Origin of the sequence: uncultured Adlercreutzia sp. (assembly GCF_958431955.1) — a bacterium.
GTDB lineage: Bacteria > Actinomycetota > Coriobacteriia > Coriobacteriales > Eggerthellaceae > Adlercreutzia.
In genome coordinates this window covers 1-23,804 of the sequence record NZ_CAUASN010000004.1, presented here as the reverse complement: position 1 = coordinate 23,804, position 23,804 = coordinate 1, and the positions used below count along the sequence as shown (strand labels likewise).

The window sequence follows — 23,804 nt, the reverse complement described above, 5'->3', positions numbered from 1 at the left end:
GCGCTGGGCGCTCGCCGCGGCGGGGGAATTGTCAACGGCCTGTGGAGGCGTTGGCCAACCAGATGCCCCTTCCGTTCGGAAAAGCCTAGGGCCCGTGGTGCCCGCGCAGCGGTAGAATCGTTCCCGATCGTTCGACGAAAGGAGCGAACCTCATGACGGCAACGAAACTCTACGAGCGCGAGGGCGCCTACATCCCGCGCGTGGCGGCTATCCACGATCTGTGCGGCTACGGGAAGTGCTCGCTCGGCGTGGCCATCCCCGTGCTGTCGGCGGCCGGCTGCGACGTGTGCCCCGTGCCTACGGGCCTGTTCTCCAGCCACACGGCCTTCCCCGGCTGGTACATGCACGATACTACCGACATCCTTACCGACTACCTGGCCGCTTGGCAGGGCATCGGCGTGGAGCTGGACGCGGTGTACTCGGGTTTTCTCGGCGCGCCCGAGCAGGTGGACATCATCCGCCACGTGTGGGAGACCTACCCGAACGCGCTGCGCGTGGTTGATCCGGTGATGGCCGATCACGGCAAGGTGTATCCCACCTACACGCCCGAGCTGGTGGCCGCCATGTGCGAGCTGGCCCAGGGGGCCGACATCCTCACGCCGAACCTGACCGAGGCGGCCATCATTTTGGGCCGCGAATGGGAAGGAGCCGACGTGGACGAGGAAGGCGTGCGCGCTATGATGCTCGAGCTGCGCGAGCGCGGCGCGAAGAACGTGGTGCTGAAGGGCATCGAACACGGCGACGGGCTCATCCACAACTACGTGTGGGGCGACTCGGTGGACTTCACCGAGACCACGAACGCGAAGCTCCCCTACATGCTGCACGGCACGGGCGACGTGTTCGCCAGCACGCTGCTGGCTGCGGTAATGGCCGGTCGCGACCTGGCCGAGGCTACGCGCTTCGCCGCCGACTTCACGGCCGACGCCATGGTCGTCTCCGCCAAGCAGCCCGACTTTGAGGCTCGCGGCGTCTCCTTCGAGCCCCTCCTCGGAAACGTCTGCGCGCTTCTGGGGTAGAACCTCCCCGCCAAGCGCAAGCCGGCAGTTCCGCTAAAGCGGCAGCGCCCCGCAATTCACGGACGCGGGGCGCTGCCGCCTATTGGCGCTGGGGGCTGGTTGAAGAGGTCGATAAGCTCTTGTTTGGTGTGCACGTTCAGCTTGGCATAGATATGCTTCACGTGCGTTTTCGCGGTGCCCTCGGATATGAAGAGCGTTGCCTGGATGCGGCGAAGGCTGCGGCCTTCCAAGAGGAGCGCGGCAACCTCCCTCTCTCGTCTCGTGAGGCCAAAGTGCTCGGCGATGTCCTCTACTTGCTGGGCAGGAGTCGAGGGGGCGTGTTCGGGGCGATCGATCCACGTGCTCTGGAAGAGGAAGAAACTCATCATGGCCGCCGCGGCGAACAGGAGGGAAACGCTCTCGGGTACTTGCAGCCCCGCGTTCATCACCACGCTGCCGAATGCGATGCCTATCGACCACGATAGGTTCACTAGCGAGAAATACGATGCCTTCGGAAACCGAAGCCCCGAGGCCACGATAATGGAGAGCGCCATATAGAGCAGCAGCATGGTCGGGTACGTGGGCATGGGGCTGTACAGCAAGTCTGTCAGACCCGTCGGTACGCGCAGGGTGCCCACGATAAAGATGAACCCTCCTGCAACGCCGAAGGCCCCTACGAGGAAGTTCGGCAACACCGCAAGAGATTTTATCGAGAGCGGCCGAAGGTGAAGGGTGGGGGCATCGGGGGCTCTCAGGCCGACGAGCAGGACGAGGGGTGCCACGATGAGGTAGGCATTGCGCAGCGCCCCCGATGTTTCCGCGAAAACGAGATTGAGAGCGTAGAACAGCACGAGGGATTCGGTGAGAGTGAGGGCCAGCGCTCGGATGTTCTCCGCGCGGGCCAGGTTGTCGAATCTCAGCAGCTGGCAGGTAAACGAGCCGATAGAGAGCATTGCCAGAAGGACGAGGTGAACTGCGTCGGGCAAAGACTCGGTGCCGTCGAGCGCAATGAGCAGGGCGCACACGGCACTCGTGCCGAGGGGAACGGCGGTGCGGAAGGGCCGGGGGAAGCGATCCCAGCGCAGCAGAAGCACGATGGCGGTGACGAGGATCCCAAATATGATGCGATCGCACCAAGAGGCGCTGCCTCGTCCGAGAAAAGCCGCGCTGTCGGTATGGGAAACCTGATAGAACCATACCCAGATCACCGCATCGACAACTGCAATCTTCAAAGAATGGGAAAGCCCCACTCGCTCCGCATGCAAATGTACTTGCATGGCCCCTCCGTTCCAAATCGTCCGTTTCGGATGATCGATCTCTCCCATATAAGCAATTTCGTGAGATCGACTCGTTTGCCGCGGCGGCGGTAGCATCCGATGTGTCCGATTCGCCGACAGATGAAGCCTGTGATAGTGCGTCCCCTCGCCATATCGCTTGCTGATTCTAGCGCTTTTACCTCGTCGGCACCAGACCGGAGGAGAGCGAAGGCGAATCGGATTAGGAAGAACGATAGGAGGAAGTATGGGAAGGAATTTCATTGTCTCGCGCAGAAGATTTCTCGAGGTTGGCGCTACGGCCGGGTGCGCGGCGGTAGGCGCGGGGCTGCTCGGGGGGTGTGCCGATCGGCAAGCGCAAGTGGCGAAGGAATCGGCGGCTGCTCCAGAGGCAGAGCCGGACACCGACCTTGCCGAAACGGCACCGGTGGAAGACGAGAACTTTGCGAGGCCGGTAATTTACCTCGTTGACCGCTTGGTGGCGAAGCCGGGGCTTGGTCGCGAGGTGCACGATGCGTATCTCGAGCACTTCGAGGCCGTCGCTGCCGAAAAATCCATGACGCTCGATCGGGCGGTGATAGCTCCGCCGATTTGGCTCACCGATCCCGCAAGCAACAACACGCTGGAGTTCACGTGGGCTTTCCAGGGGTATCCGGCCCTTGCCGCGGCCATTTCCTATGGCGATGCGAGCGTTACGGCTTGGTGGCGAGAGCTTGAGGAGAAACTCGAAGGCCGCGACCGTTCCTATTTTGCGAGTGAAGCCGATGTGGAGGTGCTCAACCAATGATAAACGCCTTGTATATTGTGAAGTTCGCCGAAGACGCATCTGCCGACCAAAAGTCGGAGATTCGCGATGCCGCTCGCGAGCTGTGCGGCCGGCTGGCCCCAACATTTGCCTGCGAGATCGTGCCCGAGGACTCCCCGAGCAATGCCGGTGAACTGTTCTGCGAACTCGGCTTTGCCGAGCGTGCCGACTACGACGACGCCGCTGCATCTGAGACATGGGAGGCCCTGAGGTCTCTTTTGGAGGAAGCGGTCATGGGGGATATGACGTTTGTGGCCTACGGTCCCGGAGAGGAGAGGCTGCAAGGTGACGAGAGCGCTTGTCATCGCGTCATGCTCGTGCACCTCGTTGATGGAGTGGCTCCCGAGCAGGTGGAGAATATGCGGCGCCGGCTGCTCGAGGTGGGGGAGTATGTGCCCGGTCTCGTGAACATGCAGATCTCGGAGGTGTTTGATTCCGCGGGGGCAGTGCCCTGGAACTACGTGTACGACTGCGATTTCGACACTGCGGCAACCTTCCTGGGGAAGTACATGACATCGCCCTATCATTGGGGGTACTTGCGCCTCGTGCAGTCCGATTGCGTGGAGTGCGTTGCGGATATGCAAATGACCCCCTATATCCCCGTCGAAAAGGCGTTTTTGACCTCCCTCGCCTAAACGTTTGCCGCGTCGTCCCTGGAAAGTGCGCTCCGGGCCGGTTTCCGGGGACGGGGGTTCGGCTGCAGGGAAGCCGGCTTATGGGAAGCAGAGCGCCCCGCGGAGGGTGCGGGGCGCTTGAGGGAGGGTAGGTTCGGGGTCGGCCGACGGGGCCGCTCCGTGTCCGCTAGTTCGCGGCGGCGTGCTTGCCGGCCACGCGGCCGCTTGTCATGGCGTTGCCCATGTTGTTGCCGGCCGAGGGGCAGTTGTAGGCGTTGCCGTAGCGCTCGCCCATGGTGTTGCCCACGGCGTACAGGCCGGGAATCACCTCGTTCTTCGAGGCGGTCAGCACCTGCATGTTGCCGTTCACGCACAGGCCGGCCAGCGTGTTCAGGCCCGGGCCGTACAGGTTCGGGGTGTTCTGGGCGGCAATGTAGAACGGGGCCTCGTCGATGGGGATGAGGTTGTCGGCCGGCTTGCCGAAGTCGGTGTCCTTGCCGGCGGCGCACAGCTCGTTGTAGCGCTCGACGGCGGCCTTGGCGTTCTCGAGCGCCTCGCCCGTCAGGCCGGCGTTCGTCAGCACCTCTTCCACCGTGGAGCCGACGAACACGTCGTTGGTCATGGCCATGCCGCGGTTGGCGATCTCCAGGCCGCGCACGGTCACGGTGCCGGCAGCCGGATCGGCGGCGTTCATCTGGGCCTCGTACTCCTCGATGCCCTCAGGGAAGCCCCAGTTGGGAGCGCCGTGGTCCAGGCCGCCCGCCTTGATGTAGTCCATATGCTTCTTGTCCATGATGGCGAAGTTGCCCGGCATGGCCGCCTCCTGGTCGATGGGCTGGCGCACCGACTGGGCCAGCACCAGGCCGGCGAAGGACTCGTTCATGAAGCGCTCGCCCTTGCAGTTCAGCCACAGGCAGGGGGTGGAGCCCCAGGGGCCGAAGGAGATGGAAGGCGCGTCGCCGGCCACCGGACGCGGGTGGCTCTCGATGGCGCCGCCGGCCCAGCAGCCCATCTTGTGGCCCGAGCCGTCGCAGTCGGTCATGCCGGTGAGGCGCTCGCGGTCCACGCCGTGGCGCATGGCGTTCTCGGCGCACTCGGAGCACAGCTCCCACACCATGTCGGGGTTGGCGCCGAAGTCACCCGTGGCCAGGATAACGCCCTTGGCGGCGTTGAACTGCACGTAGTTGCCCTCGGCGTCCTCGGCGATAACGCCCGTGACGGCGCCGGAGTCATCGGACAGGCAGCGCACGGCGGTCATGCCGCAGTGCCACTCGGCGCCCAGGTCCTCGGCGGCGTCGCGGCAGTAGGTCTCGATCTCGGTGAGGCGCGACACCTCGGTCAGCCCCGCCTTGCCCACCGGCTGCGCGTTCTGGGTGCCCACGGTCTGCACGGTGGAGGCCCACATCTTGTAGCCGGAGATCTCCACGGGGTAGTCCGAGCCGTTCGGCTTGTCGTAGGCGATCTGCACGATGCACTCGTTGCCGGCGTAGTCGAACACGTTGGAGGTGTCGGGGATGAGCGAGGCCAGGTTGTCCATCATCTCGCCGGAGTTGTACACGAACGAGCGGATGACTTCGGTGTTGCAGCGGCCGTTGGCGCGGCGCACGTACTCGTTGACGATCTCGTCGAGGTCGTACGGGCCGAAGCCCCACGCCTCCAGCATCTTGGAGTTGTACGAGCAGATGTCGTCGCCGCGGTAGACGATCTCGCCGTCGTTGTGCTTCTCGATGACGGCCACCTTCGCGCCCTCCTGGGCCGCCGCGAGCGCCGCCTGGGTGCCGGCATGGCCGCCGCCGACCACCACGACGTCGAAGTCGCTCGTCTGGGTGATGGCATCGGCCGCGATCTCGGGGGCGGTACCCAGCCAGTCCTCGTCGCACATGTAGTAATCGGGGCGCGCGGCGGCAGAGCCCGTGGCGCTCAGATCGCCCTCGGCGGCGCCCGCGGAGGCGGTCGCCTTGGTCTCGGGAGCGCAGCCGGCCAAGCCCATCACGCCGAGCACGCTCGCGGCACCGGCGCCGGCAAGAAAGTTCCTACGAGACAGTTCCATGATTCCCTCTCCTTATCAATCGACTATCGGAATCGGTGGCTCGACGCATCGGTCGGGCCTCATGACCCCATCATGGCAGGGACCGCAGGGTGCATCCATCCGCAAAAACGTCGATATTTTCCTGGTTATCGCCGAGAACCGTCTCAACGCTTTTACGTATTTTGGTGGCGAGTTCAGGTGAAACACCAGGTGAGAGGAGATGGGGAAGATACGTTGACTGCGAGGCTGCTATAATGCCAACCAGTGCTCGCGCCGTCTTGCCCCTGCGGCTGCGCGGCGATGTTTTTGGGAGGGAGCGCATGCAGGCGATAACTCGCGGCGATGCGGCCGGCCGAGTGTGCAGCGCGTGAAGGAGAAAAGAGCGAGCTATGGCGAAGTCCGCTGACATGCCCGACGTAGCATCGCGGGAACCTCGCCCGTCGAACAACGTGGCGCGTGCCGACGTTCCATCGCGCGGGACGCTGGCCCTCCTGGTGCTCGGGTTGGGCAGCTTGTTCTCGTCGCTGCTCATTTATTCCGGCACGGTTATCAGCTTCCTGCGCTTTCCCGTTTTCAGCTTGGCCTCGGGTCCTGCAGGCTTCATGGGGATGTTCGCCGAGACGACACTCCTGGCGGCTACGCTGATCGCGGCTGCACTGGCGGCGGTGAGCCTGCGTCGTTCCCGTCCGCTTCCCTTCATGGCCCTCGGAGCGGTGGCGGCTGTAGCCTATCTCTGCTGCGCCCTCGGCTTCGGATTCGCCTGCTACTTTGCCGTTGATGTCCCGACGGTCTATCCGCTGCTCGGCGTGGCGGCTGGGGTGGCCGATTGCGGTATGGTGCTCGTGTGGGGCCGCGTGTGCGCACGGCGCCTGCCCATCCGCTTGGCCCTGGTGGTGGTCGGTGCCGCCTCGGTGCTTTCGGCCGCGCTGTGCTCTCTGTATGGGTGGCTCCCGTTGGAGGGGATGCTGGCGCTGCTGTTCGTCTGCTCGGCGGTGGCTGCGGTCGTGCCCCTTGCGGTGCATGAGCCGGCGGCCGCACAGGGAGATGTGGCTGCTGCCGGCCGACCTGCCCTGGCGTCGCTGTTCGACGTGGCGGGCATGCCGAGTCTGGGACTGGTGGCCTTCGCCTTCGCCATGGCAGTGATGCGCACGGCCTTCAACGAGGGGCAGGGCGCCTATTTGGGGGCCCTCGCGTTGTCGGGCGCGGGCATTGTGGCCTTCGCATTGATGAAGCGCGGGCCGTTTCTGCTCTCCGGGGGCTTGCAGCAGACGTTCCTTCCTATCTTCGCCATGGTCGTGCTCGCCGGCATCAGCATCACGGCCACGCTCGGGTGGGGCAGCGGAGTGTCCGATTGGCTCATCTACGGGTTGTATTCGGTGGCGGCCGTGCTCACCCTGGCCACGCTGTGCGCCGTAGCTCACGCGGGAGAGTTCTCGGCCGATCTCGTGTTCTCGGTGGCTCTGTGCGCGTTTTGCGGGGCCTCGTTTCTGGGACAGCAGGTGGGCGGCGCGCTGCCCGATGAGATGATCTCCGTCGTCGTCACCCTCACCACGACGCTCTACGCGTTTGCGCTCGTGTTGGTATCCCATGTGCGTCGCCGATCCGAGGTCGAGGCGGTTCTCGGCGATGCGGGGGCTTTAGGGAAAGCGGCGTCCGCCCCCGCAGCTGCGGCCGGTTCGGTGGACGCGGGGGCCGAAGGGGCCTCCTCGCCCGATGCGGCACGTGGGCGCGAGGCCTTAGGGCTTGCCGCGCGTTGCGGCGCGCTCGCCGACGCCCACGGCCTGACGGCCCGCGAGCGGGAGATTCTCACGTACTTGGCCGAGGGCCACAACGGATCCTACATCGCCAGCGCTCTGTTCATATCGCCCAATACGGCGCGCACCCACATTCACAACATCTACCGGAAGCTCGATGTCTCCTCGCGTGAGGACATTCTCCGCCTCACCCGCGGGCCGCACGCTTGACGAGCCTGGGGTTTGAATGCTCAACGACAAGGCGCCCCGTGGCTTTCGCCCGGGGCGCCCTTTGCGTGCGTGCTTGGAGAAGCGCCTCCCCTGTTGTGGGGGTGCAAGGTCGCGGCGTTACTTCCGCACGGCATCCTTCACCAGGTCGGCCAGCTCCTCGTCGGTGAGGTCGTAGTGGTACATGGTGCTGTAGTACGCGCGGGTCACGTCCTCGATGGAATCGTCGAAGGCGTCGGGGTACAGAAGGCGCGGCAGCCACTGCAGGCCCATGAGTTGGTTCACCGTCGGCGGGTTGTTCATCCAGCACCACGGGTCGTTGGGCACCTGGTAGTAGTTGTCGTTGTCGATGGCGGCGATGCCGGCCCAGGCCGGGTCGTCGCCCACGGTGTCGTAGATGCTGCCGGTCTGGAAGATGATGAGGTCGGGGTTCCACAGGGCGATCTGCTCGAGGCTCACCTCGTTGCCGTTGCCCTTGCCGGACACGTCGTCCACGACGACCACGTTGTCGGCCACCATGTCCATCACGGCGCCCTGGAACGAGGTCTTGGCGATGGCGTTCAGGCCGTTATCGCCGAGCAGGTAGGCCATGCGCACGCGCTGGTCCTCGGGAATGCCCGCCATGGCGGTCTCCACGGTCTTGTAGGCGTCGTCGCAGTAGGCGGAAAGCTCGTTGCCGCGATCCTCCATGCCGAGCAGCTCGCCCAGGCGCGCGTAGGCCGCGCCGTAGTCGGACAGCTTGGCCTCGATGAACACCACGGGAATGCCCAGCTGCTCCTGCAGGGCGTTCAGGTCTTCCTCGGCCCCTTCTTTGGCCTCGCCGGTATCGATGATGACCTGCGGCGCGGCGGCGGCCACGGCCTCGCGGTTCAGGCTGTCGGTGGCGCCGAGCACGGCCCCGAATACCGGGTAGTCGGCGAACTTCTCGCCGAAGATCTTCAGCTGGTCTTCGGTCAGCTCCTGGGCCAGGCCCACCATCTTGTCGGGGGCCATGGTGAGCAGCACCTGCTGGGCGGTGAAGCCCGACGGGCAGATCTTGTCGATCTGGGCCGGCAGCTCCACGGTACGCCCGAGGTCGTCGGTGAAGGTGATGGTGCCCGCAGCGTCGGCGGCCGCCTCGGCATCGGCGTCCACCTCCTGCTCGACGGCGGGGTTGGCCGGCGTATCGGAGCTGTCGGCGCCGTCGCTGCCGGAGCAGCCGGCAAGCGCGAAGGCCAGGCATCCGGCCAGAGCGAGCGTTGCGGTGGCGCTGGCCAGCGCGCGGCCCTTGTTCCTCAAGGTTCTCAACATGTGGTTTCCTTTCCTCCCAAGTCAGGAACGTTCTATCTCGCGAACGGGCACGCAGACGCGCACCTTGTCGCCGTAAAGGGAATTGACCTCCACCTCGAGGTCGTACAGCTCGCTGATGAGCTTGGAGGTGATGACCTCGTGAGGGTTGCCGAAAGCCGCAAGCCGCCCCTCGGCGAGCACCATGGTGGCGTCGGAGTAGAGGAAGGCGTGGTCGGGATTGTGGGTCGATTGCACGATGGAGAGCCCCTCGCGCGCGAGTTGGCGCACGCAGGAGAGCACCCGCATGGTGTTGCCGTAGTCCAGGGCGCTCGTGGGCTCGTCCATGATGATGGTGCGGGCGTTCTGGGCGAGCGCCCGGGCGATGAGCACGAGCTGCTGTTCGCCGCCGGAGATCTGCGTATAGGTGCGGTGGGCCAAGTGCTCGATGCCGATGCGGGCGAGCGCCTCGTGGGCCCTCTCCAGCTGGGCCGGGCCGGGGGTGGCGAGCATCTTCAGGTCGTTGCCGGTGGCCATGAGCACCACGTCCACCACCTCGTAGTCGTACACTGGCGCATGGGACTGCGGAATATAGGAGATCTCGCGGGCGCGCTCGCGAATGGAAAGGCGCTGCAGATCCTTCCCGTTCACCGCGATATGCCCCGTGTAGCCGGGGTTCAGCCCCAGGATGCAGCGGAACAGGGTGGATTTGCCCACGCCATTGGGGCCGAGCACGTTCACGAGCGTGCCGTCGGGAATGGAGAAGGTCAGGTCGCGCAGGATCTCGCGGCTTCCGTAGGAGAAGCTCAGGTTTGTCACTTCGATGCTCATAGCTTCTTCTTCCGGGTGATGAGGTACAGGAAGAAGGGCGCCCCCACGAAGGCCGTGAGGATGCCGATGGGAATCTCGGCGGTCGTGGCCAGACGGGCGATGTCGTCCACGATGAGCAGGAACGTCGCGCCCATGAGCATGGAGGCCGGGATGAGCCGGCGGTAGTCGGCCCCCACGAGCATGCGGCACAGATGGGGGATGATAAGCCCCACCCAGCCGATCATGCCGGTGACGCAGACGCTTGCAGCCGTCACGAGGGTGGCGGCGATGATGACGACGATGCGGGTGCGTTTGGCGTTGACGCCCATGGTGGCGGCCTCGTCATCGCCCATGGTGAGGATGTTAATGCGCCAGCGCAGGGCGAACAGGGTGGCGCAGCCTAAGAGCATGATGGGGAAGACCATGGTGATGTCGCGCATGCTGGCGCCGGTGAGACTGCCCATGAGCCAGTAGGTGATGTCGGCCAGCTCATCGGTAGGGTCGGCCACGAGCTTCGCGTAGGAGACGCCGGCCTGGAACAGCGACGACACCATGACGCCGGCAAGCACCACCACCATCATGTGGTTGCCGCGGGCCCGCGCGCTGATGAGCAGCACCAAAAGCACGGTGAGAAGCGAAAACCCGAAGGCGAACACCGAGGTCATAACGGAGCTGAGACCTAAGAGGATGGCCACGGCCGCGCCGAAGGCGGCTCCCTGGCTGGCGCCCAGGATGTCGGGGGACACGAGCGGGTTCTGGAAGGTGCCCTGGTAGGCAGCGCCGGCCACGGCCAGGCAGCAGCCCACCATGAGGGCGAGCAGCACGCGGGGCAGGCGCACGTTGAAGAAGAGCGTGGCCTGCTGGTCGGACCAGATGGGCTCCTGGGGTACGATGAGGTTGGCGAGCATGGCCGCCGCCTCGGTAAGGGAGATGGGGTAGCGCCCGAGCAGAAGCGACACGGTGGCCGACACCACGAGGAGCACCGCGAGCCCGGCGACAACGCAGCGCGCCCGCGCGGTGGCGCGGGAGCGCCGAGACGGCGCGACGGTGTGGCCCACGGCGATGTACCCCCTCTCTTATTGAATCCGGTCTCGATGGCGAGCGAGGTGATTATATACTTAATTGAGTATAATTTACAAGTGAGAATAATAAGGTACTATAACAGGAGGAAGAAAAGGCGAGGAAAGGCGGAGCCATGGGATGTCCCGAGCGAGATTGCTGCAGTGCCGGCGAGGCGGCAGGAACGCGATTCCCCGATACCTTCGGCGCGAACACGCCGTGGAAGCTGTACAACCATCTGATCGCCGGCATTCCCGAAGAGGTGCTCGTGCGCGATTGGTGCCTGGGCACCCATTGGTCCTATGTGACCGCTGACAGCGGCATGGGGGTGAGCTTCACGACGAGCGGCGGCTCCCGGCGCCGGTATGCCGATGACTTCCGTGGCCGTCCGCTGCGCGAGATGGCGGAATTGGCGAAGTCGTGGTGCTTCGAGGAGGCGAGCCTGGGCGTGGCCGCCCTGAACGCCTGGTACGCTCAGCGCGCGCTGCTGGATCCCCTCGGGTGCACCTACGATGCCGCGGTGGAGGTCCCCGACGGAACTATTCGCAAGATGGACGCCTTCGAGATGTATCGTCCGCGCATCGCCGCTGCTGGCGGCAACGCGCGCGTGGTCGTGGTGGGGCACTTTCCCCATGTAGAGCGCATCGAGGAGTATGCGCGACTCACCGTCCTGGAGCGGAAGTGCAGCCAGGCTAACGACGTGCCCGATCCAGCGTGCGAGTATGTGGTGCCCGAGGCCGATTACGTGTTCATGACCGGCGTCACCCTCATCAACAAGACGGCTCCCCGCCTGCTTGACCTATCGGCGCAGGCCACGACGGTGCTCGTGGGACCGAGCGTGGTCATGGCGCCGTTTCTGTTCCGCTGGGGCGTAGATATGCTGGCCGGCAGTGTGGTGGCCGACCCCGAGAAGGCGGCGTTCGCGGTGAAGAACGGCACGGGCCAGTTCTTCGGCGAGGCGCTGACTATGGCCGCTCTGCGCAACCCTGAAGTCTAGGAGCTTTCCCCGCGTGGGGTCTGGCTGCCGAAACGCGGGACGAAGCGGGGGGCACGATGGGCGGGCGAATGCGAGAGGTTTTCGGATGCTGTTTCTTTTAACGGGCGAGGTTCAGATAGGGAAGACGCGCTGGCTGGAGGGGCTCGTTGCCGATCTGGCCGAGCGCGGCGTGCCGTGCGCCGGCGTGCTCGCTCCGGGGCAGTGGGTGGCTTCGGCGGGAGAGCGCGCCGACGGGAACGGCTACGAGAAGCTCGGCATCGACAACGTGCTCTTGCCCGGCGGCGAGCGCATTCCCTTCGCGCGCCGGGGCGATTTGGCCCGCGCCGACGGCACCTTCGACGAGGGCTCCCAGGCCGCCCGGGCGGAACTGGCCTGGCATATATCCGACGCGGCCATTGAGCGCGTGAACGCCCACTTCAAGAAGCTGCGCTCGCTGGTTCGCGCCGAGGCTGTTTCCGAATCGGAAGCGCCGCCCCGCCTTCGGCGCTCTGCCCTGCTCGTCGTGGACGAGTTGGGCCGTTTGGAAATCTGGCGCGGCGGCGGCCTTACCGAGGCGGTGGGCCTGCTCGCCGAGGGCCCCTCTGCGGCGTTTCCCCATGCACTCGTGGTGGTGCGCGACTATCTGGCCGACGACGCCGAGGCCCTGCTCGCCGCCGCGTGGCCCGATCGCATGCGCATCGCTCCCGACAAGGAGGGCCGAGCAGCCGTCCTGTCGGCCGCGCTTGTCAGATGTAAGAGCACGTACGGAGATGAGCGCTAATCGCTTTTGCGATGCGTGCATCTCGGTTGGCTCTCGCAAGAACTTGCGGATGCGGGCTCCCGCTTCCAAAGCGTGGAACTCGCTTTCCTGGAAATATTATCGTAAATATGTTATATTTTGCCTATGTGGACCGTGGATTATACATATGTAACCGAATGGCTGGCCTCTCTTGACCCTGAGACGAGGGACTGCGTGACGGCTGCTGTTGAGGTGCTTATGGAATTCGGCCCTGCGCTGGGACGTCCGCTTGTGGATACCGTGACGGCGTCTCGGCACAAGAACATGAAGGAGCTGCGACCGCCGTCGCCGGGTATGTCGGAGTTCCGCATCCTTTTCGCCTTTGATCCTCGGAGAAAAGCCATCCTTCTTCTGGGCGGAGATAAGAGCGGGATGGTGGAGAGGAAGAAGTCAAGGCGCGATAAATGGGGCGAATGGTACAAAAAGGCCATTCCCATTGCCGACGAAAGGTATGACGAGCATTTGAGACGGTTGAGCGAGAAAGGCAAGAAAGATGGCTGAGATGAGCTTCAGCGAATACATGGAAACGCTTGGTGCTGACCGGCAAAATGTCGATCGTCTTAAAACGGAGATGATCGAGGCGGTGGAGGAGTACAAGCTGAAGGAGATTCGCAAGACGCTGGGCATGACTCAGACGGCGCTCGCTTCTGCGGCGGGTATCTCGCAGAATCGCGTATCCGACATCGAGAACGGCAGGACGTCTTCGCTGCGCATCGGCACGCTATCGCGTTATGCCGATGCCCTCGGGTGTGACGTAGAGATTCGCATCACGCCTCGGAAGAAGGAGGCTGTGGCGTTTCCCGCAGGCTCCGTCCGCTTGGCCGTAGGGTAGTTTCAGCTGCTTATGCTTCTGCCATCAGCAGATCGAGCAGCTCCTGGCGGGTGTTGATGCCGAGTTTCTCGTAGATGTGGCGTGTGTGGGCCTTCGCCGTGCCCTCGGCGATGATGAGCTCGCTGGCTACGCCGGAAAGCGACTTGCCCTGGGCCAAAAGCTCCAGCACCTCGCCCTCGCGCGGCGTGAGGTGCCCGCGGGCGGCCACTTCCGCGCAACGGTGGGCAATGCGACCGCGCTCGTCGTCTTCGGCGGCGCGCTTTCCCAGGAAGGCCAGGCCCCAGCGCTCGTCTATCTCCCGCTTGTTCAGCACGAGCAGCGTGACGACGGCGATAACGGCGACGGCCGCCACAGATCCCACCGCAGGCCCGAGGGTGCCGAAAAGCCCCTGCCCGTCGAGGGCTTCCGCGGCTCCCCGGCCCACCCAGCTCACGAGCAGCAGCGCCTCCTCGATGCCGAACAGGAGAAGGGCGCTCACGCCGAAGCGCTTGGCGATGTCGCAGAGGAACAGCAGCACCAGCGCGTTGAACAGCATAACCCCGAGTGCGGTGCAGAAGCTGCCGGCCACGCTGCCGCCGATGCCGAACAGCGGCACGATGAGCAGCCCGCAACAGATGAGCACGGCTGGGGCGCGGTAGAGCGTCGAGAGCGGCAGCCGGCCGGAAAAGCACCAGACCCAGACGAACAGCAGCACGCCTCCGACGAGGGTGGTCCAGGTGGAGTGGGAGCCGATGAGCGAGGGATGCTCGGCGCTGATGGCGGCGGAGCTGTAGCTGGCTACGAGCTCGAACAGCGCCAGAATGAGGAAGAACTTCCAGGGAATGAGCCGGCGCCCCGAGGCGCCGGGGCGGTCTTCGGCGGGGATATGGCAGCGGTAGGACCGGTGGGCGAGCGCCGCGGAAAGCGCGGGAAGCGCGATGAGCACGCCGTAGAGGTACTCTTCGCGGAAGCCTTGGAGCAGGAAGGTGAGCAGCACGCCTCCGATAATGGTGAGCGCGTAGTACAGCGCCACGCGGGCGGCTCCCAGGCAGCTGTAGATCTCGCACCACAGGAGAATGAGCAGGGCCGATCCGGCACCACCGGCCAGGGTGGCGGGGCCGACGAGGGACATTGCGGCTGCGGGCCAGATGACGGCTGCGGCATTCGCGGCGGCGGAGAAGCCGAGCAGGAGCGCAATGACCGGGTAGACCCACCGCTTGCCCGCCAGGGGAGCGAGCCGCGAGGAAAGCAGCGCGATAGTCACCGCGCACGCCGCGAGCACGATGTCATAGGAGAGATGGCCGGCTGCCGCGTTCACCGGCATAGGGCAGACGGGGTTCGCGTAGCAAAGCGACACCCAGGCGCGCCACAGGGCGAACCCGAGAAACGACAGCGGCATATCTGCTATGGAGGCAAGCGAGCGCATGGGCTGCGCAGCTGCATCGTGGGTCATGGCGCGTCCCCTTCTCCCTCCCGATTCCCCAATGGATGCCGGCACGCTGCCGAGGACCGTCTTCTGGCAGGACGCTTCGGTACCCGCGCACCATTATAACGTGCGCTGCGGCTCCTTCTTTCGGAACGGTGATTTCGCCTCGGGAAGGAGCCGAGGCGTTTCCCCAGGAAAAAGGGGTGTTTATGAGGATGGTTTATAAAGATAAACAGGGAAAGCGCCGCGCGGTGGATGTGCGACGGCTGGCAAGGCGGCCATAGTGGGGCCGCCCCCGACGCCTTCGCGGCGCTTCGGGCAGGGAAGGAAACGAGACTACAGGAGGGCTCCCATGCATACCATCGTCAACACCGATCAGGCTCCCGCTTCCGCGGCGCTTACCCGCCGCGGGCTGTTCAAGCTCGGCGGCTTGGCCACCGCCGTGGCGGCCGGCACCGCCCTTGCCGGCTGCGCGCCCCAGCAGGGCACGCCCGTCGCCGCCACGGGCGAGGGGACCGCGGCCGCGGACGGCACGCCGAGCTTCCTCGTGCCGCCCGCGCCCATCACCGACTTCGACGAGACACGCGAGTACGAGGTGGTCGTTGTGGGCGCTGGCGTGTCTGGCATGGCCGCTGCGCTCTCGGCTGCCGAAGCCGGCGCGAAGATAGCCTGCGTGCAGCGCGAGGCCACGCCTTCCTCCCAGGGCAACATGGCCGCCGGCGTCGATTTGAATCAGACGAGCGAGGCGGGCAAGCAGGCGCTCATCAGCTATCTTATCAAGCTGGCCGACCATCGCAGCAACCGGGCGCTCCTGGAGGCCTGGGCCGACAACTCCTTCGAGGCTCTGGCCTGGTTCAAGGAGGCTGCATCGGCTGGCGGCATCGACGTGAACCCTGACGAGCCCCAGGCCGACCGCGTGCTGCACATCAACGGCTACGATGTGTACCTGCATGCCAACACCTACTTCCGCATCGGCCACGATGAGGTGGTGAAGGCCATCGCCCCGGGCGCCGAGGCGGCGGGCGTGGAGTTCTTCTTCAGCTGCCCGGCCGTGCAGCTGGCAACCGACGAGGCGGGCCGTGTGACCGGCGTGGTGTGCGAGGAGGACGGCAAGCACGTGCTCTTCAACGCCAGCAAGGGTGTCATCCTGGCCACGGGCGACTACCAGTGCGATCCCGAGATGGTGGCCTACTACTGCCCCGACATCAAGGAGTTCCCGCCGTGCCAGATCAACCGCACGGGCGACGGGCACAAGATGGGCGTGTGGGCCGGTGGCGAAATCGAGCCGACCACCCATACGAAGATGATCCACGATGCCCGCGTGGGCCGCGTGGACACTCCGCACCTGCTCGTGAACGCCAAGGGCGAGCGCTTCATGTGCGAGGGTCCCATGCAGGGCTACCTGAACAACTACGTGCGCGACTACATCCACGACGCCGACGGCGATGCGAAGGCCGGCAACCTGTACACCATCGTGGACGCGAAGTGGCAGGACCAGATTGCGGAATGGAAGGCCATCGATCCGGAGATCGACGCCTCCAACTGCATGTGGTACTACGAGGGCAACACCATCGAGGAGGCCTGCGCCGCCATGGCCGCCGATGCGGAATCGGGCGCCTACGAGCTGGACGCCGCCGCCGTGCAGGCCACCGTGGACCGCTACAACGAGCTGTGCGCCAAGGGTTCCGATGACGACTTCGGCAAGAACCCCACCTTCATGCGGGCCCTCGACACGCCGCCGTTCATCGTGGTGCCCCACGAGTTCGGCATGGGGCTTTCGGCCATCATCGGCGGCCTGCTCATCAACGCCGACAACCAGGTGCTGAAAGCCGACGAGCACACGCCCATCGACGGCCTGTTCGCCGTGGGCAACGTGTCCGGCTGCTTCTACGGCGGTGTGGACTACCCCATGGACGTGCTGGGGCTCTCCATCGGCCGCGCCATCACCGGCGGCTACCTCGCCGGCAAGCACGTGGCCGCGCTCTAGCTCATTACCTGCCAGAAGCCCGATTTGTCCGAGCCGACGCGCTCGATGAGGCCCAGCTCGCGCAGGCGGCGGAACGAGCGGCGCACCGTGCTCTCGGATATGTTGAGGTTGCGGGCGATACGCGGGGCCGTCAGGTGGCCGTCGATGTCGATCATGGCCAGCACGTGCTCGTCGTTCAGGGTGAGGCCGACGTTTCGCTGCCGGGCGCGCTCGCGGGCCGCCACCTGCACGGCCGGCAGCTCGGCCCGGGGCGCCGGCGCGGCGGGGGCGAAGGCGTCGGCCGGGGTCACCGAGACGGCGATGAGGCTGTCGTCGTCCATGGGGAAGCACACGGTGGTCTCGTCGCCGCGCAGCTGGAAGACGGGCTCGGGAGAGCCCTCCTCCAGGCAGTGCATGCGAATGGCGGCAATGCCGTTGCCCCAGCCGTCGATAATGCCCAGGGACCGCAGGGCCGCCACCAGGTTGGGGTTGTTCGGGCGCGAGGTGTGCCGTCCTAGCAGCACTCCCACGTCCCAGCTGAGCGGCGGCCGCCCCACGTTGTCGATGCACAGGCGGTCGGAGAACACGCTCACCTGCACCGGGGCCCCGCTGTCGTAGTCCTTGTGCGCGAGCGCGTTCAGCACGGCCTCATGCACGGCGTCGCGCGGGGGCATGCTGGTGCCGGTGGTGCCCAGCGAAGAGCGCACCGTGCCCTCCCCGTCCATATGGGGGAGATACTTGTCGAAGAGCACCTCCACCGTGCCGTGGAGCTGTTCGATGAGCGAGCCGCAGATCTCGTCCTCGAAGATGGGCGTGATGCCGCGGGTGCCGAAGAAGCCGATGCGCACCGTGGCCCCGGGAATGAAGCGCTGGGGGCGGTCGTGCAAAAGCAGGATGCCGGCGTTGGTGGGGGTGCCCACGCCGGTCATCAGGCCCGCGTGGCGCAAGGTCTCCTCCATGGCCGCCACATCGGCGTGGTCGACGGTGATGTCGGTGTCGCGGGCCGCGCCGGTGAAGCGCGTGACCAGGTCGAGATTCAAGTCGTCCATGCTCGCCTGCACCACCGGCCGCGTCTCCCATTTCACGTCCGGCTCGGCCTCGGGCTGGAGCAGCCGGTCGAGGGCGTCGTCGTCCATCACGTGGTTCTCGCCATCCTGGAAGAGGTAGAACACCCCGTGGTAGCTGATGGGCTCCACCGCCGGGGGAACGACCACCTCCAGGCAGAAGCGGCCGCCGTCGAGTACGAGCTCCACGGCGCAGATGAGCCCGAGGGCCTGCTTCACGTCGGGGGGAATGGCCTTCATGACTCGGTTGGTGCGGCGCTTCACCGAGCCGCGGCCGTCCACCTCGGCATCTAAGATGAGGCGTCCTCCTCCTGCGTTCGCGATGCCGCAGACGACCTCGAGGCACTCGTCGCGCCAGGTGGATCGTCGGGCAATGGGAAGCGATGCATCCGCTGCGGCCATAGAGAAAACCTTCCTTACCCTAGCAATACCTGTGCACTGTATTATAGGGAAGGAATCTGCGTCTGTCAGGAGCGGAATCTTCTGTGAAGTGACTTAGATTTTCTGTTATCCTCCACATAACGTTCATTCATGAGAATGCAGGTTATCTATGGGGAAACGAAGAGCACGGTGCATATATTCTCCCTGATGACGGCTGTGTTTTCGTTTGGTAACAAACCTCTCCTTCCCTATAAGGATAAGGGTGAAGGGGCGTATGGTGCTGCGAAGTGAGCTTTGCTTACTGAATGGTGTTGAGGAAACTTGACAGCAGTAGACTAAGGTTTTATACTGCGCCTCAACATCATTCATCTGTACCAGAACTGTGAAAGCGAGGCAGTACACAATGGCTAAGATTCTTGGCATCGACTTGGGCACGACGAACTCCGCCATGGCCGTCATGGAGGGCTCCGAGCCCGAAATCCTGGTGAACGCCGAGGGCGACCGCACCACCCCGTCCGTCGAGGGCTTCCGCAAGGACGGCGAGCGCGTGGTCGGCAAGGCCGCGAAGAACCAGGCCGTCACCAACCCCGAGAACACCGTCTCCTCCGTCAAGCGCTTCATCGGCCGCTCCTTCGACGAGACCCCCGAGGAGCAGAAGACCGTGAGCTACAAGGTGGAGAAGGGCAAGGACGGTCGCGCCGTCATCGATATCGACGGCAAGGACTACACCCCCGAGGAGATTTCCGCCATGGTGCTTCAGAAGCTGAAGACCGACGCGGAGAAGCAGGTGGGCCAGCCCATCACCCAGGCCGTCATCACCGTTCCGGCCTACTTCAACGACGCTCAGCGCCAGGCCACTAAGGACGCCGGCAAGATCGCCGGCCTGGAGGTCCTGCGCATCATCAACGAGCCGACCGCCGCGGCGCTCGCCTACGGTCTCGACAAGGTCGACCACGATGAGAAGATCCTCGTCTTCGACCTGGGCGGCGGCACCTTCGACGTGTCGGTGCTCGAGCTCGGCGACGGCGTGTTCGAGGTGGCCTCCACCGCTGGCGACAACCACCTGGGCGGCGACGACTGGGACCAGCGCATCATCGACTGGATGGCCGACAAGTTCCAGGCCGAGAACGGCATCGACCTGCGCAAGGACCCCATGGCCCTGCAGCGTTTGAAGGAAGCGGCCGAGAAGGCGAAGATGGAGCTGTCCTCCACCACGCAGACCAACATCAACCTTCCCTTCATCACCGCCGACGCCTCCGGCCCGAAGCACCTGGACCTCACCCTTACCCGTGCCGAGTTCGAGCGCATCACCAAGGACCTGCTGGATCGCTGCAAGAAGCCGGTCGAGCAGGCGCTGAAGGACGCCGGCCTGAAGATGGGCGAGGTCGATGAGGTCATCCTCGTCGGCGGCTCCACCCGTATGCCGGCCGTGCAGGAGTTGGTGAAGACCCTCACCGGTAAGGCTCCGAACATGTCCGTGAACCCGGACGAGGTCGTGGCCATGGGCGCTGCCGTTCAGGGCGGCGTGCTGGCCGGCGATGTGCAGGGCATCCTGCTGCTCGACGTCACCCCGCTGTCCCTCGGCGTTGAGACCATGGGCGGCGTGATGACCAAGATGATCGAGCGCAACACCACCATCCCGACCCGCAAGACCGAGATCTACTCCACGGCCGCCGACAACCAGACCTCCGTCGAGGTGCACGTCCTGCAGGGCGAGCGCGAGATGGCCGCGGGCAACAAGACGCTCGGCCGCTTCCAGCTGACCGGCATCCCGGCTGCTCGTCGCGGTGTGCCGCAGATCGAGGTGACCTTCGATATCGACGCCAACGGCATCGTGAACGTGTCCGCTAAGGACCTCGGCACCGGCAAGCAGCAGCAGATCACCATCTCCGGCTCCACCGCCCTGTCCGACGACGAAGTGGACCGCATGGTGAAGGACGCCGAGCAGCATGCCGAGGAGGATGCCGCCCGTAAGGAAGAGGCCGAGGTGCGCAACAACGCCGACGCGCTCGTGAACGCTACCCAGCAGACGCTCGACGAGCTGGGCGACAAGGTGCCGGCCGATGCCAAGACCCAGGCCGAGGAGGCCATCGCCGAGACCAAGACCGCTCTTGAGGGCACCGACATCGACGCCATCAAGGCGGCCACCGAGAAGATCCAGCAGGCCGGCTACAAGCTCGCCGAGGTCGTGTACTCCACCGAGGGTGCCGCCGCGGGTGCCCAGGCCGCCGCTGCCGAGACCGCTCCGGCCGATGACACCATCGAGGCCGACTACGAGGTCGTCGACGACGAGAAGGAAGGGAAGTAAGACCGATGACTACGCCCGATAAGGACAAGGTCACCTCTTCTACCCCCACTGACGCGAAGGTGGCTGCCGACGAGGCGGCCACCGCTGCCGCCGACAATGCCCGCGAGGCCGAGGTCGTGGCCGACGCCGAGGTGATCGAGGCCAACGAGGCCGGCGAGCTTGATTCCGAGCTCGAGAAGGCTGCCGCGGAAGCCGTGGCCGGCGTGATCGAGGAATCCGAGGCGCTTGCCGCTGCCAAGGCGGAGGCCGCCGACTGGCAGGACAAGTACGTGCGCCTGCATGCCGAGTGGGACACCTACCGCCGCCGCATGGGCGAGCAGCGCGAGGCCGAGAAGGTGCGCGCTACCGAGAAGCTGATGGAAAGCCTGCTTCCCGTGCTCGATGACTTCGTGCGCACGGTGGACTACGCCGAGACCAACGGCGAGACCGGGCTGCTCGGCGGCGTGAAGGCCGTGCAGGCCAAGCTGACCGACACGCTCGCCAAGGGCGGCTTGGAGGTCATCAACCCCGAGGGCGAGGCCTTCGATGCCCTGGCCTGCCAAGCCGTGGGCACGGTGGACGACCCCAGCGTTCCCGACGAGACCGTCGCGCAGGTATACCAGCTGGGATACCGCATGGGCGACAAGGTGCTCAGGCCCGCCATGGTGACCATCACCACGGGAGGCCCCAAGCGGGAGAAGCCGGAAGAAGAGTAAGACCAATCGGGGGCGGACTTGCGGGTCCGCTCCCGTGTTCAAGAGACAAAAGTAACGGAGGTGGAACGAATGGCGTCCACGCCTGATTATTACAAAACGCTAGGCGTTCCGCGCACCGCCACGGCCGACGAGATCAAGAAGGCGTTCCGCAAGCTCGCCCGCAAGCATCATCCCGATGCCGGCGGCGACGAGGCCAAGTTCAAAGAGCTGAACGAGGCCTACGAGGTGCTGAGCGACCCGAAGAAGCGCGATCTCTACGACCAGTACGGAACCGCGAACGAGAACCAGATTCCCCAAGGATGGGGCGGCGGTCAGGGATTCAACGTCGAGGACATCTTCGGCGGGGGCGGCGGCTACTCCACGGGCGGCGGCTTCGGCGGCAGCTGGGCCGACATTCTGGAGAGCATCCGTCACGGCGAAGGTGCGTTCGGAGGCAACTGGGACTTCGGCGGCGGCTTCGGCGGCCAACCCCAGCCCCGTAAGGGCCAGGATATGAACGTCACGCTGAACGTGACCTTCGACGAGGCCTTCAACGGTACCGAGAAGCGCATCACCGTGCGCATTCCCGGCAAGAGCGAGCCCGACACCCACACGGTGAAGGTGCCCGCCGGCGCTGTGGACGGTGGCCGCGTGCGCCTGAAGGGCCAGGGCGCCCTCGGCGAGAACGGCGGTCCGGCCGGCGACTTGCTCATCACCACGAAGATCGACGAGCATCCCTACTTCGGCCGCGACAAGGCCGACGTGACCGTGACCCTGCCCGTCACCGTGGCCGAAGCGGCGCTCGGCGCCTCCATTGTGGTGCCCACGCCCGACGGCAAGAAGATCAAGGTGAAGGTACCCGCCGGCACCCAAGACGGCAAGGTGCTCACCATCAAGGGCAAGGGCGCGCCCGATGTGAAGAACAAGGGCCAGAACGGCAACTTGAAGATTCGCATCCAGGTCGAGGTGCCCACCGACATGAACGAGGCCCAGAAGAAGGCCATGGAAGATTTCCAAGCGGCAACGGAGAAGGAGATCAGACCATGGGATTAGACGATAGGAACCGGCCGCTGTACATGATCAGCATCGCTGCCGAACTGGCTGGGGTGCACCCCCAGACCCTGCGCTCCTACGAGCAGAAGGGCCTGGTCACGCCCCGTCGCACGAGTGGCAACACGCGCATGTACTCCCAGGCCGACATCGACCGGCTCAACCTCATCAACGAACTGACGAGCGAGGGCATCAACCTCGCCGGCGTCACGCGCATCCTTGATCTGCAGAGCCGGCTCGACGAGCGCGAGAGCGAGGTAGAGGATCTGCACGGCCGCGTGCGGCGCCTCGCCGATCGCGTGCGAGAACTGGAGAACCGCGCAACCGTCGGCGCCATCGTGCACGTATCCCCGGCCCGACGACTTCCGTAGCCGTTCGGCGAGGAGCAGGGAGCATGCCTCCATGCTCAGACAGTCCTCGCTCGGCGAAAATGTCCACAGGACATTTTCGTTCGCTGCGGAACTGCGCGTGGAGGCACACCCCCTGCTCCCCGCCTGCTCAACCAAGGTTGAGCGTAGAAAGTGCGACGGGACATACAACTAAGGAGAACCTATGAGACTAGATAAACTGGCGGTGACGGCGCAGGAGGCGTTTCAGGCGGCGATGGGCGTTGCCGGCGACGCCGATGCGGCCGTCATCGAACCCATTCACTTGCTGAAGGCGCTGCTCGATTCCGACGAGAACAACCTCGCCGCCATCATCAAGCGCATCGGCGCCGATCCGGTGTGGCTTTCCCAGAACGTGAGCGACGAGATCGCCAAGATGCCCAAGCAGACGGGTGCCACGCCCATGGCCATTCCCGGCCAAGACCTCATCAAGGTCATCGACAACTCGGTGAAGATCGCCGAGAAGCTCGGCGACAGCTACGCCACGAGCGAGCACTTGCTCATCGCCCTGTCCGAGGACAAGGGTGCGGCCGGCCGTATCCTCACCACGGCGGGCATCACCCGCAAGAACATCGAGGCGGCCTACGAGAGCCTGCGCGGCGACACTCGCGTCACCTCCCAGACCGACAAGACCCAGTTCGAGGCTTTGGAGCAGTTCGGCCAGAACCTCACCCAGCAGGCCCGCGAGGGCAAGCTCGACCCGGTCATCGGCCGTAACGAGGAAATCCGCCGCACCATCCAGGTGCTGTCCCGCCGCACGAAGAACAACCCCGTGCTCATCGGCGAGCCGGGCACCGGCAAGACGGCCATCGTCGAGGGCCTGGCCCAGCGCATCGTCGCCGGCGACGTTCCCTCTTCCCTGAAGGACCGCGAGATCGTATCGCTCGATCTGGGCGCCATGATGGCCGGCGCGAAGTACCGCGGCGAGTTCGAGGACCGCTTGAAGAACGTGCTGCGAGAGGTGAAGGAGTCCGACGGCAACATCATCCTGTTCATCGACGAGCTGCATACCATCGTCGGCGCCGGTGCCGGCGGCGACTCCTCGCTCGATGCGGGCAACATGCTGAAGCCGGCGCTCGCTCGCGGCGAGCTGCGCGCCATCGGCGCCACCACGCTCGACGAGTACCGCAAGTACATCGAGAAGGACGCC

The 23,804-nt window shown here is 65.1% G+C and carries 21 protein-coding genes; 14 read left to right on the top strand and 7 right to left on the bottom strand.

The annotated features are described in order from the left end of the window. Nucleotides 1-152 precede the first annotated feature (152 nt). Nucleotides 153-1,016, top strand: coding sequence for a pyridoxamine kinase (locus Q5064_RS02220; RefSeq protein ID WP_302961917.1), 864 nt, complete (start codon nucleotides 153-155; stop codon nucleotides 1,014-1,016). Nucleotides 1,017-1,072: 56 nt separating this feature from the next. Here the strand turns inward: Q5064_RS02220 and Q5064_RS02215 are convergent, their stop codons facing one another. After that, nucleotides 1,073-2,320: a helix-turn-helix transcriptional regulator gene (locus Q5064_RS02215; RefSeq protein ID WP_302961916.1), complete on the bottom strand. Its 1,248-nt coding sequence runs from the start codon at nucleotides 2,318-2,320 to the stop codon at nucleotides 1,073-1,075. A gap of 196 nt (nucleotides 2,321-2,516) precedes the next feature. Between Q5064_RS02215 and Q5064_RS02210 the strand changes: the two genes are divergently transcribed. Beyond that, nucleotides 2,517-3,056: a hypothetical protein gene (locus Q5064_RS02210; protein ID WP_302961914.1), complete on the top strand. Its 540-nt coding sequence runs from the start codon at nucleotides 2,517-2,519 to the stop codon at nucleotides 3,054-3,056. Further along, nucleotides 3,053-3,709 carry a hypothetical protein gene (locus Q5064_RS02205; protein ID WP_302961912.1) on the top strand — a complete coding sequence of 219 codons (657 nt, stop codon included), beginning with the start codon at nucleotides 3,053-3,055 and terminating at the stop codon, nucleotides 3,707-3,709. The genes Q5064_RS02210 and Q5064_RS02205 overlap by 4 nt, the downstream gene beginning before the upstream one ends. Before the next feature lie 166 nt (nucleotides 3,710-3,875). Here the strand turns inward: Q5064_RS02205 and Q5064_RS02200 are convergent, their stop codons facing one another. Beyond that, complete coding sequence (locus tag Q5064_RS02200; protein ID WP_302961911.1) at nucleotides 3,876-5,738, bottom strand: FAD-binding protein; 1,863 nt, start codon at nucleotides 5,736-5,738, stop codon at nucleotides 3,876-3,878. Nucleotides 5,739-6,106: 368 nt separating this feature from the next. Between Q5064_RS02200 and Q5064_RS02195 the strand changes: the two genes are divergently transcribed. After that, nucleotides 6,107-7,681, top strand: coding sequence for a LuxR C-terminal-related transcriptional regulator (locus tag Q5064_RS02195; protein ID WP_302961910.1), 1,575 nt, complete (start codon nucleotides 6,107-6,109; stop codon nucleotides 7,679-7,681). 117 nt (nucleotides 7,682-7,798) lie between these two features. On the opposite strand, the gene Q5064_RS02190 is transcribed toward Q5064_RS02195, so the two are convergent. The 3 genes from Q5064_RS02190 to Q5064_RS02180 are packed head-to-tail and all read right to left on the bottom strand — an operon-like array spanning nucleotide 7,799 to nucleotide 10,812. Continuing rightward, complete coding sequence (locus Q5064_RS02190) at nucleotides 7,799-8,968, bottom strand: ABC transporter substrate-binding protein (RefSeq protein WP_302961908.1); 1,170 nt, start codon at nucleotides 8,966-8,968, stop codon at nucleotides 7,799-7,801. A 21-nt stretch (nucleotides 8,969-8,989) separates the two neighbouring features. Further along, on the bottom strand, nucleotides 8,990-9,775 hold the full coding sequence (locus Q5064_RS02185; protein ID WP_302961905.1) for an ABC transporter ATP-binding protein: 786 nt from the start codon (nucleotides 9,773-9,775) through the stop codon (nucleotides 8,990-8,992). Beyond that, nucleotides 9,772-10,812 (bottom strand): iron ABC transporter permease, encoded by a 1,041-nt coding sequence (locus Q5064_RS02180; RefSeq protein WP_302961904.1) that lies wholly within the window; start codon nucleotides 10,810-10,812, stop codon nucleotides 9,772-9,774. The genes Q5064_RS02185 and Q5064_RS02180 overlap by 4 nt, the downstream gene beginning before the upstream one ends. Before the next feature lie 137 nt (nucleotides 10,813-10,949). Here Q5064_RS02180 and Q5064_RS02175 point away from each other — a divergent pair, with 137 nt between their 5' ends. The 4 genes from Q5064_RS02175 (at nucleotide 10,950) to Q5064_RS02160 (ending at nucleotide 13,420) form a co-directional block, all read left to right on the top strand. Further along, nucleotides 10,950-11,810, top strand: a complete 861-nt coding sequence (locus Q5064_RS02175; RefSeq protein ID WP_302961902.1) for a DUF364 domain-containing protein — start codon at nucleotides 10,950-10,952, stop codon at nucleotides 11,808-11,810. An 85-nt stretch (nucleotides 11,811-11,895) separates the two neighbouring features. Further along, nucleotides 11,896-12,570, top strand: coding sequence for a hypothetical protein (locus Q5064_RS02170; RefSeq protein WP_302961901.1), 675 nt, complete (start codon nucleotides 11,896-11,898; stop codon nucleotides 12,568-12,570). Between the two features lie 123 nt (nucleotides 12,571-12,693). Next, nucleotides 12,694-13,089 carry a type II toxin-antitoxin system RelE/ParE family toxin gene (locus Q5064_RS02165; protein ID WP_135970478.1) on the top strand — a complete coding sequence of 132 codons (396 nt, stop codon included), beginning with the start codon at nucleotides 12,694-12,696 and terminating at the stop codon, nucleotides 13,087-13,089. Then, nucleotides 13,082-13,420, top strand: a complete 339-nt coding sequence (locus Q5064_RS02160) for a helix-turn-helix transcriptional regulator (protein WP_302961899.1) — start codon at nucleotides 13,082-13,084, stop codon at nucleotides 13,418-13,420. The genes Q5064_RS02165 and Q5064_RS02160 overlap by 8 nt, the downstream gene beginning before the upstream one ends. A gap of 10 nt (nucleotides 13,421-13,430) precedes the next feature. Here Q5064_RS02160 and Q5064_RS02155 read toward each other — a convergent pair whose 3' ends face one another. Continuing rightward, nucleotides 13,431-14,852, bottom strand: a complete 1,422-nt coding sequence (locus Q5064_RS02155) for a helix-turn-helix transcriptional regulator (protein WP_302961898.1) — start codon at nucleotides 14,850-14,852, stop codon at nucleotides 13,431-13,433. Between the two features lie 325 nt (nucleotides 14,853-15,177). Here Q5064_RS02155 and Q5064_RS02150 point away from each other — a divergent pair, with 325 nt between their 5' ends. Then, the gene (locus tag Q5064_RS02150) at nucleotides 15,178-16,812 is read left to right on the top strand and encodes an FAD-dependent oxidoreductase (RefSeq protein ID WP_302961896.1); all 1,635 of its coding nucleotides are present in this window, start codon (nucleotides 15,178-15,180) and stop codon (nucleotides 16,810-16,812) included. Here the strand turns inward: Q5064_RS02150 and Q5064_RS02145 are convergent. After that, complete coding sequence (locus tag Q5064_RS02145; RefSeq protein ID WP_302961894.1) at nucleotides 16,809-18,257, bottom strand: ATP-binding protein; 1,449 nt, start codon at nucleotides 18,255-18,257, stop codon at nucleotides 16,809-16,811. The two genes, Q5064_RS02150 and Q5064_RS02145, sit on opposite strands and share 4 nt — an antisense overlap. 382 nt (nucleotides 18,258-18,639) lie before the next feature. Between Q5064_RS02145 and dnaK the strand changes: the two genes are divergently transcribed. The 5 genes from dnaK to Q5064_RS02120 form a co-directional block, all read left to right on the top strand. Next, the gene (gene dnaK / locus Q5064_RS02140; protein ID WP_302961893.1) at nucleotides 18,640-20,544 is read left to right on the top strand and encodes a molecular chaperone DnaK; all 1,905 of its coding nucleotides are present in this window, start codon (nucleotides 18,640-18,642) and stop codon (nucleotides 20,542-20,544) included. A 5-nt stretch (nucleotides 20,545-20,549) separates the two neighbouring features. After that, complete coding sequence (locus Q5064_RS02135) at nucleotides 20,550-21,239, top strand: nucleotide exchange factor GrpE (RefSeq protein ID WP_302961891.1); 690 nt, start codon at nucleotides 20,550-20,552, stop codon at nucleotides 21,237-21,239. Nucleotides 21,240-21,308: 69 nt separating this feature from the next. Further along, nucleotides 21,309-22,271: a DnaJ C-terminal domain-containing protein gene (locus tag Q5064_RS02130; protein WP_302961890.1), complete on the top strand. Its 963-nt coding sequence runs from the start codon at nucleotides 21,309-21,311 to the stop codon at nucleotides 22,269-22,271. Further along, on the top strand, nucleotides 22,262-22,639 hold the full coding sequence (locus tag Q5064_RS02125; protein WP_302961889.1) for a heat shock protein transcriptional repressor HspR: 378 nt from the start codon (nucleotides 22,262-22,264) through the stop codon (nucleotides 22,637-22,639). Before Q5064_RS02130 ends, Q5064_RS02125 begins: the two co-directional genes overlap by 10 nt. Before the next feature lie 181 nt (nucleotides 22,640-22,820). Further along, nucleotides 22,821-23,804: Clp protease N-terminal domain-containing protein (locus tag Q5064_RS02120; protein ID WP_302961887.1), on the top strand; the 984-nt coding region annotated here is incomplete at its 3' end.

What these genes read in the sequence shown, in the direction of transcription:
- Q5064_RS02220 (WP_302961917.1), top strand. Translation starts at nt 153, where the DNA reads ATGACGGCAACGAAACTCTACGAGCGCGAGGGCGCCTACATCCCGCGC.
- Q5064_RS02215 (WP_302961916.1), bottom strand. Translation starts at nt 2,320, where the DNA reads ATGGGAGAGATCGATCATCCGAAACGGACGATTTGGAACGGAGGGGCC.
- Q5064_RS02210 (WP_302961914.1), top strand. Translation starts at nt 2,517, where the DNA reads ATGGGAAGGAATTTCATTGTCTCGCGCAGAAGATTTCTCGAGGTTGGC.
- Q5064_RS02205 (WP_302961912.1), top strand. Translation starts at nt 3,053, where the DNA reads ATGATAAACGCCTTGTATATTGTGAAGTTCGCCGAAGACGCATCTGCC.
- Q5064_RS02200 (WP_302961911.1), bottom strand. Translation starts at nt 5,738, where the DNA reads ATGGAACTGTCTCGTAGGAACTTTCTTGCCGGCGCCGGTGCCGCGAGC.
- Q5064_RS02195 (WP_302961910.1), top strand. Translation starts at nt 6,107, where the DNA reads ATGGCGAAGTCCGCTGACATGCCCGACGTAGCATCGCGGGAACCTCGC.
- Q5064_RS02190 (WP_302961908.1), bottom strand. Translation starts at nt 8,968, where the DNA reads ATGTTGAGAACCTTGAGGAACAAGGGCCGCGCGCTGGCCAGCGCCACC.
- Q5064_RS02185 (WP_302961905.1), bottom strand. Translation starts at nt 9,775, where the DNA reads ATGAGCATCGAAGTGACAAACCTGAGCTTCTCCTACGGAAGCCGCGAG.
- Q5064_RS02175 (WP_302961902.1), top strand. Translation starts at nt 10,950, where the DNA reads ATGGGATGTCCCGAGCGAGATTGCTGCAGTGCCGGCGAGGCGGCAGGA.
- Q5064_RS02170 (WP_302961901.1), top strand. Translation starts at nt 11,896, where the DNA reads ATGCTGTTTCTTTTAACGGGCGAGGTTCAGATAGGGAAGACGCGCTGG.
- Q5064_RS02165 (WP_135970478.1), top strand. Translation starts at nt 12,694, where the DNA reads ATGTGGACCGTGGATTATACATATGTAACCGAATGGCTGGCCTCTCTT.
- Q5064_RS02160 (WP_302961899.1), top strand. Translation starts at nt 13,082, where the DNA reads ATGGCTGAGATGAGCTTCAGCGAATACATGGAAACGCTTGGTGCTGAC.
- Q5064_RS02155 (WP_302961898.1), bottom strand. Translation starts at nt 14,852, where the DNA reads ATGACCCACGATGCAGCTGCGCAGCCCATGCGCTCGCTTGCCTCCATA.
- Q5064_RS02150 (WP_302961896.1), top strand. Translation starts at nt 15,178, where the DNA reads ATGCATACCATCGTCAACACCGATCAGGCTCCCGCTTCCGCGGCGCTT.
- Q5064_RS02145 (WP_302961894.1), bottom strand. Translation starts at nt 18,257, where the DNA reads ATGGCCGCAGCGGATGCATCGCTTCCCATTGCCCGACGATCCACCTGG.
- dnaK (WP_302961893.1), top strand. Translation starts at nt 18,640, where the DNA reads ATGGCTAAGATTCTTGGCATCGACTTGGGCACGACGAACTCCGCCATG.
- Q5064_RS02135 (WP_302961891.1), top strand. Translation starts at nt 20,550, where the DNA reads ATGACTACGCCCGATAAGGACAAGGTCACCTCTTCTACCCCCACTGAC.
- Q5064_RS02130 (WP_302961890.1), top strand. Translation starts at nt 21,309, where the DNA reads ATGGCGTCCACGCCTGATTATTACAAAACGCTAGGCGTTCCGCGCACC.
- Q5064_RS02125 (WP_302961889.1), top strand. Translation starts at nt 22,262, where the DNA reads ATGGGATTAGACGATAGGAACCGGCCGCTGTACATGATCAGCATCGCT.